Source organism: Micromonospora sp. LOL_025 (assembly GCF_048060285.1).
In the GTDB taxonomy this organism is placed as follows: Bacteria; Actinomycetota; Actinomycetes; order Mycobacteriales; family Micromonosporaceae; genus Micromonospora.
In genome coordinates this window covers 28,492-44,468 of record NZ_JBHMIR010000021.1, presented here as the reverse complement: position 1 = coordinate 44,468, position 15,977 = coordinate 28,492, and the positions used below count along the sequence as shown (strand labels likewise).

Below are 15,977 nucleotides of genomic sequence, written 5' to 3'. Positions count from 1 at the left end.
TCAGAGGTGCACCCCTGGAATCTTGATCGTTGGGCGTAACCTGCCGGCCCTGATCAAGCAGTAGGATCGCGCGCCCGCCCGGGCGCCGGGGGCGGCACTCGACGCCCGGGTCGTAGGGTCACCCACGTGCTGAGTGAACCCGTGCTGACCGCCCGCCAGGAAGACGGTCGGGACGTACCCCTGCTGGTCTGGCGCGTCGACCGCCCGCTGCGCGCGGTCAGCTCCGCGCCGCTGGGCGGCGGGATCGGCGTCCGGCACTGGGTCGTCAACGCGACCGTGCCCATGTCGTACGACCGGGACGACCCCGCCGACCACCTGGCCGAACTGGCCGACCGGCTCGACCTCGACGGGCCCGGGGTGGGCCTGCTGACCGGGGTGGACGTCGCCGAGGTGGTCGCCCGGGCGGACACCGGCGTGCGGGCCTGGGCGACGGTCGGCCTGGGCACCCCGGTCCGGGCGGCGGAGCCCGCCCCGGCGGCGCTGGCCCAGCGGGTCGGCACCGTCAACATCGTGGTGTACGTCCCGGCCCGGCTCGGCGACGCCGCTCTGGTCAACGCGGTCGCCACGGCCACCGAGGCGAAGGCGCAGGCCATCGCGGAGCTGGGCGTGCCGGGCACCGGCACCCCGACGGACGCGGTCACCGTGCTCTGCCCCGTCGGCGGCCCCGAGTCGGCGTACGGCGGACCGCGCTCCACCTGGGGCGCCCCGCTGGCCCGGGCCGTGCACGCCGCCGTGACGGCGGGCGGGGCGGGCACCGTCGTGCCGTGGTCGGACCGACCGGTGGGCTGAGACTCCGTCCGATCGGCCCTCGTTTCGGCGTTGCACAGCCGATAAGGTCGCGCTCGATGTACGCTGCCGCCTCCCCTCCGCGTCGCCGGGCCGCACTCGCCCTCGGCGCGCTGCTCGCCGTCCTGCTCACCGCCGGCTGCGGGGGCCCCGGGTCCGGGTCCGACGCGGTCTGGCAGCCCGGCACGGGTGGCGGCAACACCGGCGCCCCGGTCCGCTCGGGCGCGCCCACGAACACCGCGCAGCCGGCCGAGCAGGCGATCTCGCTCTCGGCGACCGGCGACATCATCATGGGCAACGCGCCGAACCGGCTGCCCCCCAACGGCGGGAAGGGCTTCTTCGACTCGGTCGAGAAGGCGCTCGCCGCCGACCTGGTGATGGGCAACCTGGAGGAGCCGCTCACCGTCGACACCGGCACCGGCAAGTGCGGCCCGAACTCGACCCGCTGCTTCCAGTTCCGGGCCCCGCCGGAGTACGCCGCGCACCTGCGCGACGCGGGTTTCGACCTGCTCAACCAGGCCAACAACCACGGCTACGACTTCGGTCCGAAGGGCTACGAGAACACCCAGAAGGCGCTGGAGAAGTACGACCTCGCGCACACCGGGGCGCCCGACCAGATCACCGTGGTCGACGTCAAGGGGGTCAAGGTCGCGGTCGCCGGCTTCTCGTCGTACGTCTGGTCCAACAGCCTCACCGACATCGCCGCGGCGAAGAAGGTGATCACCAAGGCGGCCGGCATGGCCGACGTGGTCGTCGTGCAGGTGCACATGGGCGGCGAGGGCTCCGAGAAGACGCGGGTGCGGCCCGGCACCGAGATGTTCCTCGGCGAGAACCGGGGCGACCCGGTCAAGTTCTCCAAGGCGATGATCGATGCCGGGGCGGACCTGATCGTCGGGCACGGCCCGCACGTGCTGCGCGGCATGGAGTTCTACAAGGGCCGGCTGATCGCGTACAGCCTGGGCAACTTCGCCGGCGGGGGCAACTCGCTGAGCAACGCCGGCCGGCTCGGCTGGGGCGGGGTGCTGAAGGTGTCGCTGAAGCCGGACGGCAGCTGGGCCGGCGGCTCGTTCGTCTCGACGTACATGAACTCCATCGGCAAGCCGACCATGGACCGCGACGACCGCGGGCTGGGCCTCGTGAGGCAGTTGACCAAGAGCGACTTCCCGGAGACCGGCGCCCGGTTCGACGACTCCGGCGCGATCAGCGCGCCGCAGGGCGGCTGACCGGGACGGCACGGCGCGTGGACCCGGCCGACCGTCGCCCGGCCGACCGTCGCCCGGCCGACCGTCGGCCGGGCGACGTAGGCTGGCCGGCGTGACCACGAGTTCCTCCGGCTCCACCGAGACCGACCTCGGGCGCACCCGTCGCGCCCGGCGGATCGGCCGGATACTGACCGAGACCCATCCCGACGCGCACTGTGAACTGGATCACTCCAATCCCCTGGAGCTGGCCGTCGCGACGATCCTCTCCGCGCAGTGCACGGACAAGAAGGTCAACGAGGTCACCCCGAAGCTCTTCGCCCGCTACCCGACCGCCGCCGACTACGCGGGGGCGGACCGGACGGAGCTGGAGGAGCTGATCCGGCCCACCGGCTTCTACCGCAACAAGACCGACTCGCTGATCAAGCTCGGCCAGGCCCTCGTGGAGCGGTACGACGCCCGGGTCCCCGGCAGGCTCGCCGACCTGGTGACGCTGCCCGGCATCGGCCGCAAGACCGCCAACGTCATCCTCGGCAACGCCTTCGACGTCCCCGGGATCACCGTCGACACCCACTTCCAGCGGCTGGTCCAGCGCTGGCGGCTGACCGCCGAGACCGATCCCGTCAAGATCGAGCACGCGATCGGGGCGCTCTTCCCGCGGCGCGACTGGACCATGCTGTCGCACCGGATCATCTTCCACGGCCGGCGGGTCTGCCACGCCCGCAAGCCGGCCTGCGGCGCGTGCACGCTGGCGAAGCTCTGCCCGTCCTACGGCACCGGCCCGACCGAGCCGGCGGCGGCCGCGAAGCTGCTCAAGGGCCCCCGGGCCCGGGACCTGGCGGTGGCGGCCGGGGTCGACCCGGGGCTGGTGCCGGTCCAGGCCGTCGTGGCGGAGGCACCGTGAGCGCGAGGAGTGAGCCGGTGTTGCGAGCCCCGCAGTCGCGAACCACGGTGGCCCGATGAGCGCGAGGAGTGGACGGGTGTCGCGGGCCCCGCGGTCGCGACCGATGAACCGCCGGCTCGCCGCCCTGCTCGTACCCGTGCTGCTGGCCGTCGCCGGGTGCACCGCCGGCACCGAGGAGAAGGATCCGGGCCCCACCGACCGGCAGAAGGCCGCCGCCAACCGGCCGTCGCCCTTCCAGGACTGCTCCGCCCTCGGTACGCCGCCCGCGTCCGCCGCACCTGCCTCCCCGTCCGGGGGCGGGGGCCAGGCGCTGCCCGAGCTGACCCTGGAGTGCTTCACCGGTGGCGCCCCGGTCGCCCTGCGGGACCTGCGCGGCCCGGCGGTGGTGAACGTCTGGGCCTCCTGGTGCCCGCCCTGCCGTCAGGAACTGCCCGCCTTCCAGCGGCTCAGCGAGCGGGCCGCCGGCCGGTTCCGGGTGGTCGGCGTCAACAGCGGGGACGGCCGCGAGGCCGCCCAGGCCATCGGCGAGGACCTCGGCGTCCGCTTTCCGGTGCTGGTCGACCGGGGCGAGAGGGTGAAGCAGGAACTGCTGCGCAAGGGCATTCCCCTGACCGTCTTCGTCGACGGGCAGTCTCGCGTCCGGCACGTCGACTCCTCCGGCGCGCTCGACGACGCCCGCCTGGCCGAGCTGGTCCGGCAGCACCTCGGCGTGACGGTGCCGGCATGAGCCGGCGTCCGCCGGGCTGGTTCGACCCGCTGCTGACCCGGCTCGGCAGCGCGCGCAGCGAGGATTTCACCCGGTTGGTCACCCCGGAGAGCGGGGGGCGGGAGAGCGCGGTGCTGGTGCTGCTCGGCGAGGAGCCCGGTGCCGGACCGGACGTGCTGATCCTCCAGCGGGCGGCCACCCTGCGCAACCACGCCGGCCAGCCCGCCTTCCCCGGCGGCGCGGCCGATCCGGAGGACGCCGACGCCCGGGCGACCGCGCTGCGCGAGGCGAACGAGGAGGTCGGCCTCGACCCGGCCAGCGTCACCGTCCTGGCCGAGCTGCCGAAGCTCTGGATCCCGGTCAGCGACTTCGTCGTCACCCCCGTGCTCGCCTGGTGGCACGCGCCGCATCCGGTGCACCCCCGGGAGCCGGCCGAGGTGGCGCACGTGGCCCGGCTGCCCGTCGCCGAGCTGGTCGACCCGGCCAACCGGATGCGCGTCCGCCACCCGAGCGGCTGGATCGGCCCGGCCTTCTCGGCGCGCGGGATGCTGGTCTGGGGCTTCACCGCCGGGGTGCTGGCCGCCCTGCTCGACATGGGCGGCTGGGCCCGGCCGTGGCCCCGCGACCGGGTCGTGGACCTGCCGCCGACCGGGGCTGCCCCGGCGCCCTCGGCCGGCACCGACGCGGTTGACGAGACCCCGGTGCGCTGACCGGACGGTCACCTTCCGCAGCGATGGTCATCTTGCGAGCCCGGTGCCCGTACGCTTGACGCGTGTCCGCCGTGGATCTCGTACTGCTGCTGCTCATGCTCGTGTTCGCGATCAGCGGATACCGCCAGGGCTTCGTCATCGGGGTGCTGTCGTTCTCCGGCTTCTTCCTGGGCGCGCTGGTGGGCCTCCAGGTGGGGCCGCTGCTGGCCCAGCAGTTCGTCGACAGCGGCACCCGGGTGCTGATCTCCCTGGTGGCGATCTTCGGGCTGGCGGTGGTCGGCCAGGCGCTCGCCGGCTGGATCGGTTCGCACCTGCGCAAGACGATCACCAGTGATGTCGCCAAGCGGGTCGACGACGTCGGCGGGGCGTTCGTCTCGCTCTTCGCCGTGCTGCTGGTCGCCTGGCTCGTCGCGGTGCCGCTCGGCTCGTCGTCGCTGCCCTGGCTGGCCTCCTCGGTGCGCAACAGCGCGCTGCTCACGGTGGTCGACCGGGTCCTGCCGGACCAGGCGCAGCAGCTCTCCACGGCGCTGCGGGACACCGTCGACACCAACGGCTTCCCCGACGTCTTCGGCGACCTGGCACCCACCCGGGCCCGGCAGGTGTCCCCGCCCGACCCGGCGCTCGCCGGCTCCCAGGTGGTGGTCAACAGCCAGCGTTCGGTGGTCAAGGTGCTCGGCTCCGCCCCGAGCTGTTCGCGCCGGATCGAGGGCTCCGGCTTCGTCTACGCCGACGACCGGGTGATGACCAACGCCCACGTCGTCGCCGGGACCCGGTCCACCGTCGTCGAGCTGAACGGCGACCGGTACGACAGCAAGGTGGTCGTCTACGACCCCGACCGCGACCTGGCCGTGCTGCACGTGCCCGGGCTGCCCGGCCCGTCGATGCGGTTCGCCGCCGGCAACGCGGGCAGCGGCGCGGACGCGATCGTGCTGGGCTTCCCGCTCGACGGGCCGTACAACGCCCAGTCGGCGCGGATCCGGGACGTCGACCGGATCACCGGGCCGGACATCTACTCCGCCGGCAACGTGACCCGGGAGGTCTACACCATCCGGGCGCTCGTGCAGAGCGGCAACTCCGGCGGCCCGCTGGTCTCCTCGAACGGGCTGGTGCTCGGGGTGATCTTCGCGGCGGCGGCCGACGACCCGAACACCGGCTTCGCGGTGACCGCCGCCGAGGCCCGTCCCGTCGCCCTCGCCGGCGCCGAGCGCACCCGCGGCGTCGGCACCGGCGACTGCACCTGACCGGTCAGCTTCCCGCCGCCGGCCCGTGACCCGTGGGAGGCGGGGCCGGCCGGCCGGGCGGGTCGGCCCGCCAGACGGTGAGGGCGGCGGCGGTCGCGGCCACCACGGCCGCCCCGAGCAGCCAGCCGGCCAGCACGTCGCTGGTCCAGTGCACGCCGAGGGCCACCCGGCTGAACCCGGTCACCAGGGCGAGCAGCAGGGCGGCCGTCCACACCACCCGGCGCGCGGCCGGCCGGGCGTGCGGGAGGAACACCACCAGCAGCACCCCGGCGGCGAGGGCGGCGTTGAGCGCGTGCCCGGACGGGAAGGCCAGGCCGGGCGCCTCGGCCACCGGGTCCGGCACGTCCGGCCGGGGCCGACCGACGAGCAGCTTGAGCAGCGGGCTGAGCAGGCCGCCGACCACCATGGTGACGGCCACCCAGACCGCCAGCTGCCGGGCACCCCGGCGGACCAGCCAGAGGACCAGGACCAGGGCCCCGACGCGCAGCGGCATCGGGGCGAACACGTCGGTCCAGAGGGTCATCAGGCGTACCCACGCCGGGTGGTCGGCGGCGTAGCCGACCAGCGCGTGGGTGACCGCCGTGTCCAGCTTGCGCAGCGGGGACCAGTCTCCCAGGACCAGGACGGCCAGCAGCGTGAACGGCACCGCCACCAGGAACGCGGCAGCCGCGGCGAGGGTCAGCCGCAGGCCCCGGGAGTGGTCCGGGTGCAGGCGGCGGTCACGCCACGAGGAGCGCGGTGGGGCGGCGAGGGTACGCGGGCCGGACGGGCTCATGACAGTCGTTCTACCCGGGACGCGGCCCGGTCAGACCCGATCGGGGACCTCCGCCGTGGCCCGTCGCCCGTGCGGGGGCGACGACGGTCCCTCCCGGGAGGGCGACGACGGGAGCGCCGGCGGCTCAGCGCGCCGGCGGGCGACGCCACGTCCCGAGGGTGCGCCGGGGCGAGGCCAGCGGGGTCCACTGGCGGAACCTGCGCACCATCAACGCCGCCCCGGTCAGCAGGGCGACGAAGAACGCGGCCCCGGTCCACAGCTGCTCCGGCGTGCCGTCCTCCTGCGTACCCGCCGGTTGCGCCGCCCACCGGGACTGCTGGCGCGGCACCGTGTAGCCGCGCGGGTCGCCGCCGACCCCCGCGACGTCGGGCTGCGTCGACCCCGGGGCCGGACCGAACCCGACCACGCCCGGGGAGGAGTGGTCGTCCAGCGGGTTGCGGCCCACCGGGCTCACCTCGGCGTCCAGCGCGGCGACCGGGTCGACCATGCCGTACCCGAAGCGGTCGTCCCGGCCGGTGGGGCCGATGTCGCGGGCGGTGGTGAGCAGCCGGTTGACGACGTCGCCGGCGGACATCTCCGGGTAGCGGGCCCGCACCAGCGCGGCGGTGGCGGCGACCAGCGGCGCCGCGAAGCTGGTGCCCTGCACCCGCCAGTAGCCGCCCGGCCGGGCCCCGACCAGGCCGGTCGCGGGGGCGGTGAGCACGGTGGCCCGCCCGGTGATCGAACCGGACCAGAGGTTGTCGCTGTCGCGCTCCGACCCGGCGACCGCGATGACGCCCGGCTCCCGGGCCGGGTACCAGACCTTCGCGTTGGACGAGTTGCCCAGGTTGCCGGTGCAGGCGACCACGACGACGTCCCGGGCGAAGGCGTAGTCGAGCGCCGCCGCCAGGGCGGGGCTGTCGCCGCTGCCGCCGAGGGACAGGTTGATCACGCGGGCGCCGTTGTCGACGGCCCAGCGCACGCCCTTCGCGACGATCAGGGCGTCGTCGTAGCGGTTCTCGGCGTCCAGGACGCGGACCGGGAGGATCCGGGCGTCCGGCGCCAGGCCGACGGCCCCCCGCGCGTCGTCGTTGCGGCCGGCGATCAGCCCGGCCACGGTGGTGCCGTGGCCGACCGGATCGGGGTCGCCGGCCGCGCCCCGGGGCGCGACCAGGTCCAGGCCGGGCAGCACCTGGCCGGCCAGGTCGGGATGGGCGGCGTCCACACCGGAGTCGACCACCGCGACGGTGACACCCTTACCGGTCGAGCTGCGCCACGCGGTCTTCGCCTGCAACACGTCGAGCTGCCACTGCTCGTCGCGGACCTGGTCGGGGCGGTTCTTGCCGTCGGGCGCCGCGAGCGCCACCGGGACGGCGGCGGCCGACGGGTGGAGGACCGGCCGGGCGGCGGGCTGCCGAGGGGTGGCGTCGGCCGCCGTGGCCGGACCCGCGACCGACACGACGGCGGCCGCCAGACCGAGCAACGTACGTCCGGCGATCCGCCGAGCCGCTGGCGGACAGCTGTGCCGCACGGTCGTCACATCCTCAGGCATTCATCGCGACGCAAACATGACGATCGGAGATTACCGGTTCCTCGCCGCCTTGCGGGGCGTTCCCGGGACACCGGTCACGGCGGCGGCAGATGGGCCAGCTGGACGAGGCGTACGCCCTCGCGCCGGCTGACCAGCCGGCCCCGCCCCGGGGGCAACGGACCGGGCCGGACCGGGCCGACCAGCGCCCCCTCCTCGGGGCTGCCCGCCATGACCAGCCCCGAGGTGGACAGCTCGCGCAGGCGCTGCACGAGCGGCTCGTACTGGGCCCGTCCGGCGCCGCCCGAGCGGCGGGCGAGCACCAGGTGCAGCCCGACGTCCCGGGCGTGCGGCAGGTGCTCCTCCAGGGCACGCAGCGGGTTGGACGGCCCGCTGGCGACCAGGTCGTAGTCGTCGACCAGCACGAACAGCTCCGGCCCGGACCACCACGACCGCTGCCGCAGCTGGGCGGGCGTGACGTCGGGCCCGGGCACCCGCCCCGCCATGTAGCCGGCGGCGGACTCGATCAGGTCGGTGGTGTGCGCCGCGGCGGAGCCGTACCCGATCAGGTGCGGCGACGCCGACTCGGTCAGGTCCACCAGGCTGCGGCGGTAGTCGACCAGGATGACCCGGGCCTGCTCGGGGGTGAACCGGGTCATGACCGAGGTGGCCAGCGCGCGCAGGAACGACGACTTGCCGCACTCGGCGTCGCCGAAGACCACGAAGTGCGGCTCGGTGGCGAAGTCCAGTGCGACCGGGCGCAGGTCCGCCTCGGCGATCCCCACCGGGATGCCCAGACCGGTGGCGGCGGTCAGGTCCAGCTCGGCGTACGGGAGCACCGGTGGGAGCAGCCGCACCGGAGGCGCGACCGGGCCGGCCCAGCCCTCGGCGGCCCGCTTGACCAGGTCCGTGGCGTCCCCGCCGGAGGCGGCGAGCTGCGGCAGCGCGGTGAGGAAGTGCAGGCTCTCCGCCGTGATGCCCCGGCCGGGGGTCTTCTCCGGCACGTTCGTCGCCGCCCGGCGGGCCACCAGCGAGTCGGCCGGGTCGCCGAGGCGCAGCTCCAGCCGGGAACCGAAGAGGTCCCGGATCGCCGGCCGGAAGTCCAGCCAGCGCACCGCCGTCGCCACCACGTGCACCCCGTACGACAGCCCTCGGGTGGCCAGGTCGGTGATGAGCGGCTCCAGGTCGTCGTACTCGCCGCGCAGGGTGGCCCAGCCGTCCACCACCAGGAACACGTCGCCGAACGGGTCGGCCCCGGGCTGGCCGGTGTGCGCCAGCGCGGCCCGCCGCTGCCGCCAGGCGGCCATCGACTCCACGCCCAGCTCGGCGAAGCGCTGTTCCCGGTCGACCAGCAGGGTCGCGATCTCGCCGACCGTACGCCGGACGGCCGTCGGGTCGGCGCGGCCGGTGACCCCGCCGACGTGCGGCAGGTCGCGCAGCGCGGCCAGCCCGCCGCCGCCGAAGTCGAGGCAGTAGACCTGCACCTCGGCCGGGGTGTGGGTGAGCGCCAGGGCGCAGATCAGCGTGCGCAGCGCGGTCGACTTGCCGCTCTGCGGGCCGCCGACCACCGCGACGTGGCCGGCGGCGCCGTCCAGCGCCAGCCAGAGCAGGTCGCGGCGCTGCTCGAAGGGCTTGTCGACCACCGCGACCGGCACCTGGAGCGCGCCGTGCAGCTCCGGGTTGCCGAAGGTGAGACCGCGCGCCGGGTCGACGCCGACCGGCCCGAGCAGCTCGTCCAGCGCGGGCGCCCGGCCGAGCGGGGGCAGCCAGACCTGGTGGGCGGGCGGCCCTTGCCCGGCGAGCCGGTCGACCATCAGCTCCAGCAGGCTCTCCGTGCCGCCCTCGTCGGCCGTCGCGGGCAGGGCGGGCGGCCCGACCGGCTCCGGCTTGGGCACGAGGTGGGTGGAGAAGGCGAGCAGGCGCGGGGCCCCGGTGCCGCCGGCGCCCGGCGCCGCACCGCGCCGGCGCAGCGCCCCCGAGACGTACGCGGCCTTGAACCGCACCAGCGGTTCGGTGCCGAAGCGCAGGTAGCCGTGGCCGGGGGAGCGGGGCAGCTCGTGCGCGTCCGGCACCCCGAGCACCGTGCGCGACTCCAGCGCCGAGAAGGTCCGCAGCCCGATCCGGTACGACAGGTGGGTGTCCAGCCCGCGCAGCCGGCCCTCCTCCAGCCGCTGCGAGGCCAGCAGCAGGTGCACGCCGAGCGACCGGCCCAGCCGGCCGATCTGCACGAACAGGTCGATGAAGTCGGGCTTGGCCGAGAGCAGCTCGGAGAACTCGTCGCAGATCAGCAGCAGCGACGGCAGCGGGGCGAGCGGGGTGCCGGCGGCGCGGGCCCGCTCGTAGTCGCGCAGGCTGGCGAAGTTGCCGGCCCGGCGCAGCAGCTCCTGGCGGCGGACCAGTTCGCCGTTGATGGCGTCGACCATCCGGTCGACCAGCGGCAGCGCGTCGGCCAGGTTGGTGATCACCGCGGCGGTGTGCGGCAGCCGGTCGAACGAGGCGAAGGTCGCGCCACCCTTGAAGTCGATCAGTACGAAGTTGAGCTGCTCCGAGCTGTGCGTGGCGGCCAGCCCGAGCACCAGGGTGCGCAGCAGCTCGGACTTGCCGGAGCCGGTCGCCCCGATCAGCAGGCCGTGCGGCCCCATCCCGTCCTGCGCCGACTCCTTCAGGTCCAGCTCGATGGCGCCGCCGTCGGTGCCCACCCCGATCGGCACCCGCAGCCGCTCCCGGGCGGACCGGGGCGCCCACCCCTGCTCCGCCGTGAAGCTTTTCGGGTCGCCGAGACCGAGCAGCTCGGGCAGGCCCAGCTCCGCGCCCGGCGGGGCGTCCGGGCCGCGCGCCGCGGTGGCCAGCCGCAGCGGGGCCAGCCGCCGGGCGACGGCCTCCGCGTCGACCGGGTCCAGCCGGTCCGCCGTACCGACCTCGGCGTGCCCCTCGGCGGAGTGGGAGTGCAGGCGGCCCCCGCGCAGCTCCAGCAGCAGCGCGAAGCGGTCCAGCAGGCGCGGCGGCGGGGTGTCCAGGTCGATGATCGTGACCGCGTCGATGCCGCCGTCGCCGGTCAGGTCGGCGGCCCCGGTCAGGTCGCCCCCGTCGAGCACCACCACCACGTGCGGGCCGTCGGTGGCCGGGCCGGCGGGGCTGAACCGGGACCGGCTGGCCAGCACCTCGTCCAGCAGCCCTTCCAGCTCGGCCCCCGCGCTGGTGACCAGCCGGACCGGGCCCAGCGCGTCGGTGCGGGTGGGGTGGTGGGCGTGCGGCAGCCACTTGACCCACTCCCAGGCGGCCCGCCGTTCCGGCCCGGCGCAGACGGCGACGAGCAGCTCGTCCGGGGCGTGGAAGACCGCGAGCTGGGTGAGCATCGCCCGGGCCAGCGCCTGGGCGGCGGTTCCGCCGTCGTCGTCGGCCGGGCCGGCGGCCCGCACGAAGACCCGGGCGAAGCTGCGCAGCGAGAGCGCCACCGGCAGGTCGGGCACCACGGAGTACGCGTCCAGGAACCGGCGCAGCGCGCCGGCGGTCATCGGTTCCAGCTCCTCCATCGGGCGGGTGACCGGGGGGACCAGCGGGGTGGCGAGGGTCTGCGGGCCGACGGCGACCCGGACCACCGCGAAGTCCGGGTCGGTGGGGCGGCGTTCCCAGACGCGGTGGCTGTCGACGGTCGACCAGAGCCGGCCGGGATCGGGGTGCCGGTAGTAGAGCCCGGCGCGCTGCTGCCGGGCGGTCTGCCGGACCCGGCGCCGCAGCACGGTCAGGTGCCGCAGGTAGTCCCGGCGGGCGGCCATCATCTCCGACTTCTTCGGGGTGCCGGAGGCGCTGCCCCACGAGGTCACCAGCATGGCCAGCGAGGAGAGCCCGAACATCCCGCCGACCACGTAGGAGTACGCGCCCCCGCCGCGGCCGAACATCATCGCCATCGCCACGGTGCCGCCGAGCATCGGCAGCACCATGAGCAGCTGCTGCCAGCGCCCGCCGGCGACGGCGGGGATCTCCGGCGGCGCGTCCACCGGCAGCTCACCCACCGGGATCTCCGGCGCCGGTCGGCGGGGCGGCCGCTTGATGACGACAGTGGACACTCGACCCTCCTGACAGCGCTCGGTAACCCGAGCCTGGCTCATGGTAGGTAAAGTCCTGTCGTCCGCGCAGCCACCAACCCCGCCGGAGATGGAGATCAGTCGATGACCATCGGGCTGGCCCGGGTCACCATCAGCGCCCCCCAACGGCGGGTCGACGTCGCGCTGCCCGAGCAGGTGCCCCTGGCCGAGCTGCTGCCCGAGGTGCTGCGGCACGCCGGCGAGGGGCTGGCCGACGACGGCGAACGGCACGGCGGCTGGGTGCTGCGGCGCACCGACGGCGCGGTGCTGACCACCGCCCAGGCGCTGCTGCCGCAGGGGGTCCGCGACGGCGAGGTGCTGCACCTCGTGCCGGCCCGCGCGCAGTGGCCCGAGCTGGGGTACGACGACGTGGTCGAGGCGATCGCCGACGGCGCCCGGCGGCGCGGCGGGGCGTGGTCACCCGCTGCCACCCGGGCCACCGCCCTGGCCGGGGCCGCCGTGCCGCTGGCCGTCGGGTTGCTCGCCGTGACGGCCGGCGGGCCGGCGCACGAGTCTGCCTGGCCGGCCGCCGCCGTGGTGGCGCTCCTGCTCACCCTTGCCGGGGTGGTGGCGTCCCGCGCCCACGCCGACGGGCCGGCCGGCGCGACGCTGGGCGGCTACGCCCTGCCGTACGCGGCGGCGGCGGGCGCGCTGGCGGTCAGCTCCGGCGACCCGGTCGGGCCGGTTCCGGGGCTGCGCTGGATCGGCGCGCCCGAACTGCTGGCCGGGTCGGCGGCGCTGCTGCTGGTGTCGGTGCTCGGGCTGGTCGGCGTCGCCACCCGGCTGCGGGTGTTCGTGGCGGGCGCCACCGCCGGGTTCGTGGGCGCACTCGCGGCCCTCGGCGGACTGCTGCTCAGCCCGGCCGGCACGGCGGCGGTCCTGCTCTGCGTGCTGGTCTTCGCCGTGGGGGCGGTCCCGCTGCTGGCCATCCGGCTCGGCAAGGTGCCGCTGCCCCCGATCACCCTGCCCACCGACGAGCCGGGCGGCGCCGACCGGGCCCGCGACCTGCCGGACCGCGACCGGGTCCACGCGGCGGTGGCCCGCACCGAGGAGATGCTCACCGGGATGCTGCTCGGGCACGCCGTGCTGGCGGTCGCCGCCGCGGTGGTGCTGTGCCTCTCCGGCGGGACCGCCGGCCGGCTGCTGGTGGCGGTCGTGGCGGCCGTGCTGCTGGTGCGCTCCCGGCTCTTCGTGTCCCTGCGCCACCGGGTGCCACCCGTCGCCGCCGGCCTCGCCGGGTACGCCGTGCTGGGCGCCGTGCTCGTCGGGCGCCTCGGTCCGACCGGCCGCCTCGCGCTGGTCGTCGGCGGGCTGGTGCTGGCCCTCGTGGCGGTGGCCGCCGGCACCACGTACGCCCGCCGTCCGGTCTCCCCGTACGTCGGCCGGATCGCGGACCTGACCGACACCGCCCTGGTGGTGTCGGTGGTGCCCGTCGCCTGCGCGGTGCTCGACCTGTACGAGCGGGCCCGGGGGCTGCTCGGCTGAGCGGCCCCCGGGCCCGTCGGTGGTCTGGTCGGGTCAGTGCGCGGACTCGCCGCGCGCCTCGGCCTCCCGGGCGCGCCGGTACGACGCCACGATCTCCGCCTCGGCCTCGATCCGCCCCACCCACGTGGCGCCCTCGACCGACTTGCCGGGCTCCAGGTCCTTGTAGACCTCGAAGAAGTGCTGGATCTCCAGCCGGTCGAACTCGCCGAGGTGGTGGATGTCGCGCAGGTGCTCCTGGCGCGGGTCCTCGTAGGGCACGCAGAGGACCTTGTCGTCGCCGCCCTTCTCGTCCGTCATCCGGAACATGCCGATGGTGCGGCACCGGATCAGGCAGCCCGGGAAGGTGGGCTCGGGGACCAGCACGAGCGCGTCCAGCGGGTCGCCGTCCTCGCCCAGCGTGCCCTCGATGAAGCCGTAGTCGGCCGGGTACTGCGTGGAGGTGAAGAGGGTGCGGTCCAGCCGGATCCGGCCGGTCGCGTGGTCGACCTCGTACTTGTTGCGGTGACCCTTGGGGATCTCAACCGTAACGTCGAAATCCATCTGCACGCTCCCTCGTTTGCCCACGCTGGCCAACGGAAACCAGCGGCACGCCGCTCCCGCACGGGTGAATGCCCACCCGCGGGCTCCGGCCGCCGCATAGTGTTCGGACCGAAGTAGTGTCACCCAAGCAGATTTTCGGGGGCGAGGAGGGGGCCGTGGGGAGGGAAGATTCACACTACCGTCCGGATGCCGACGCTGGACCGGGTACCGGTCGATCTGCTTCCGGCGGGGCGACCGGGCGGTTCCCGGTGCCCGACGCCCACCTTCCCCACCCGCCCGCGTACCCGGGCGGCCACGACCTGACGCCCGGCCCACCCCCGGGCGACGCCGTCCCGGCCGGCCCCGGCGTTTCGGGCAACGGCGCCCCGGCCGGTCCCGGCGCTCAGCCCGGTCCCGCCGGTCAGGCCGGCGCGACCGGTCCGACGGGCCAGGACACCTCCTCGGGTCCGACCGATCTCTGGCCCGCCGCCGCGAACCGGCCCGCCGGCAGGCCACCCGGCCCCGGTGCCCCGGACCCCGCCGCGCCGGCTCCCCGTCGCCGCCGGGCCCTGCCCGTCGTGCTGGCCGCGGTGCTCGTGCTGGTGCTGGCCGCCGTCGGGATCGCCGTGGTCCGGCCGGGACCGGTGGCGGACTGGCTGGGCGACGAGCCCGCCGGTCGCGGTGCCGCCGCGACGGTGGCGGAACCGGCGCCCGCCGAGGTGCTGGCCGGCACGGACGCGAACGCCCCGATGCCCACCCCCGAGGGCGTACGCGCCGCGCTCGCCCCGCTCGTCGGCGTGCCCGCCCTCGGCGACCGGGTCCACGTCTCGGTGGCCGACGTGACCACCGGCCAGCCGCTCTTCGGCCGGGGCGAGGACGACGCCACGGTGCCCGCCTCGGTGACCAAGCTGGTCACCGGCGTCACGGTGCTCGCCGCGCGCGGTCCGGCGTACCGCATCCCGACCCGGGCGGTCGCCGGCGCGGCCCCGGGCGAGGTGGTGATCGTCGGCGGTGGCGACCCCACGCTGGCGGTCGACAAGAAGGGCTTCTACCCGGGCGCGGCCCGCCTGGACGACCTCGCCGCCCAGGTGCGTGCGGCCCTCGGCGGCACGAAGCCGACGAAGGTGACCGTCGACTCGTCGCTCTACTCCGGCCCGGTCTTCGAGCCGGGCTGGGACGACGACATCCCCACCGGCGGCTACGGCGGCGCGATCACGGCGTTGATGACCGACGGGGCCCGCAGTGATGTGACGCGCGCGAAGAAGGACGAGGCGGCCGGCAACCACTGGGCCGAGCGGGTGGCCCAACCGGATCTCGCGGCCGGCCGGGCCTTCGCCCGGCTGCTCGGTGTGCCGGCCGGCGCGGTCGCCCGCGGCACCGCCCCCGCCGCCGGCGCGACCCCCGCCGCCGCCCCGGGGCCCGGCGCGGAGCTGGGCAGGGTGGAGTCCCTGCCGATGGTCCGGCTGGTCGACGTCATGATCAGCGACAGCGACAACATCGTCGCCGAGGCGCTGGCCCGACAGGTCGCGTTGGCCCGCAACCAGCCCGCCTCGTTCGCCGGCGCCGGGGCGGCGATGGACGCCGTGGCCGGGGAGCTGGGCCTGCCGGCCGACGAACTCACCCTCGCCGACGGCAGCGGCCTGTCGCGCAGCAACCGGATCAGCCCTTCGCTGCTCACCGACCTGATCGCGCTCGCGGGCGACGGCAGCCGCCCCGAGCTGGCCGCGATCTTCGGCGGCCTGCCCGTCGCCGACTGGTCCGGGACCCTCGCCGACCGCTACGAGACGGCGGCGACGAAGGCCGGCGCCGGGGTGGTCCGGGCCAAGACCGGGACGTTGACCAAGGTGCACGCCGTCGCCGGCCTGGTCAGCACGGCGGACGGGCGGCTGCTCACCTTCGCGGTGCTCACCGACGCGGTGCCCCCGGACGGGCTGACGGCCGCCCGGGGAGCGCTGGACCGGATCGGTGCCGCCCTGGCCGCCTGCGGCTGCCGCTGAGCGCCACCGCGCGGAGCCGGCCTCGGGCGGCACCGGCGGCGCGCGGTGCCGGCCTCGGGCGGC

12 protein-coding genes are annotated in these 15,977 nt (G+C 75.8%); 8 read left to right on the top strand and 4 right to left on the bottom strand.

Annotated features, from left to right (window positions below):
- Positions 1-126: 126 nt before the first annotated feature.
- The 6 genes from ACFHW0_RS22905 to ACFHW0_RS22880 all read left to right on the top strand — a co-directional run bounded on the left by ACFHW0_RS22905 (position 127) and on the right by ACFHW0_RS22880 (position 5,546).
- The gene (locus ACFHW0_RS22905; protein WP_416610651.1) at positions 127-789 is read left to right on the top strand and encodes an adenosylcobinamide amidohydrolase; all 663 of its coding nucleotides are present in this window, start codon (positions 127-129) and stop codon (positions 787-789) included.
- A gap of 56 nt (positions 790-845) precedes the next feature.
- Complete coding sequence (locus ACFHW0_RS22900) at positions 846-2,009, top strand: CapA family protein (RefSeq protein WP_416610649.1); 1,164 nt, start codon at positions 846-848, stop codon at positions 2,007-2,009.
- A gap of 91 nt (positions 2,010-2,100) precedes the next feature.
- A complete protein-coding gene (gene nth, locus ACFHW0_RS22895; RefSeq protein ID WP_416610647.1) occupies positions 2,101-2,889 on the top strand; it encodes an endonuclease III in 789 nt (262 codons plus the stop codon).
- A gap of 103 nt (positions 2,890-2,992) precedes the next feature.
- Positions 2,993-3,616 carry a TlpA family protein disulfide reductase gene (locus tag ACFHW0_RS22890; protein WP_416610738.1) on the top strand — a complete coding sequence of 208 codons (624 nt, stop codon included), beginning with the start codon at positions 2,993-2,995 and terminating at the stop codon, positions 3,614-3,616.
- Positions 3,613-4,305, top strand: a complete 693-nt coding sequence (locus ACFHW0_RS22885) for an NUDIX hydrolase (RefSeq protein WP_121401624.1) — start codon at positions 3,613-3,615, stop codon at positions 4,303-4,305. Before ACFHW0_RS22890 ends, ACFHW0_RS22885 begins: the two co-directional genes overlap by 4 nt.
- A 62-nt stretch (positions 4,306-4,367) precedes the next feature.
- The gene (locus ACFHW0_RS22880; protein ID WP_416610644.1) at positions 4,368-5,546 is read left to right on the top strand and encodes a MarP family serine protease; all 1,179 of its coding nucleotides are present in this window, start codon (positions 4,368-4,370) and stop codon (positions 5,544-5,546) included.
- Between the two features lie 4 nt (positions 5,547-5,550).
- Here the strand turns inward: ACFHW0_RS22880 and ACFHW0_RS22875 are convergent, their stop codons facing one another.
- From ACFHW0_RS22875 to eccCa, 3 genes are all read right to left on the bottom strand, one after another.
- Positions 5,551-6,321, bottom strand: coding sequence for a phosphatase PAP2 family protein (locus tag ACFHW0_RS22875; RefSeq protein ID WP_416610642.1), 771 nt, complete (start codon positions 6,319-6,321; stop codon positions 5,551-5,553).
- Positions 6,322-6,445: 124 nt separating this feature from the next.
- Positions 6,446-7,852 carry a type VII secretion-associated serine protease mycosin gene (gene mycP, locus ACFHW0_RS22870; protein ID WP_416610640.1) on the bottom strand — a complete coding sequence of 469 codons (1,407 nt, stop codon included), beginning with the start codon at positions 7,850-7,852 and terminating at the stop codon, positions 6,446-6,448.
- A 74-nt stretch (positions 7,853-7,926) separates the two neighbouring features.
- Positions 7,927-11,895: a type VII secretion protein EccCa gene (gene eccCa / locus ACFHW0_RS22865; protein WP_416610638.1), complete on the bottom strand. Its 3,969-nt coding sequence runs from the start codon at positions 11,893-11,895 to the stop codon at positions 7,927-7,929.
- A 102-nt stretch (positions 11,896-11,997) separates the two neighbouring features.
- Here eccCa and eccD point away from each other — a divergent pair, with 102 nt between their 5' ends.
- Positions 11,998-13,398: a type VII secretion integral membrane protein EccD gene (eccD, locus tag ACFHW0_RS22860; RefSeq protein ID WP_416610636.1), complete on the top strand. Its 1,401-nt coding sequence runs from the start codon at positions 11,998-12,000 to the stop codon at positions 13,396-13,398.
- Positions 13,399-13,431: 33 nt separating this feature from the next.
- Here the strand turns inward: eccD and ACFHW0_RS22855 are convergent, their stop codons facing one another.
- Entirely contained in the window at positions 13,432-13,938 is a 507-nt protein-coding gene (locus ACFHW0_RS22855) for an inorganic diphosphatase (protein ID WP_121401614.1), read from the bottom strand.
- Between the two features lie 548 nt (positions 13,939-14,486).
- Between ACFHW0_RS22855 and dacB the strand changes: the two genes are divergently transcribed.
- Positions 14,487-15,914 (top strand): D-alanyl-D-alanine carboxypeptidase/D-alanyl-D-alanine-endopeptidase, encoded by a 1,428-nt coding sequence (dacB, locus tag ACFHW0_RS22850; RefSeq protein ID WP_416610736.1) that lies wholly within the window; start codon positions 14,487-14,489, stop codon positions 15,912-15,914.
- Positions 15,915-15,977: the final 63 nt, after the last annotated feature.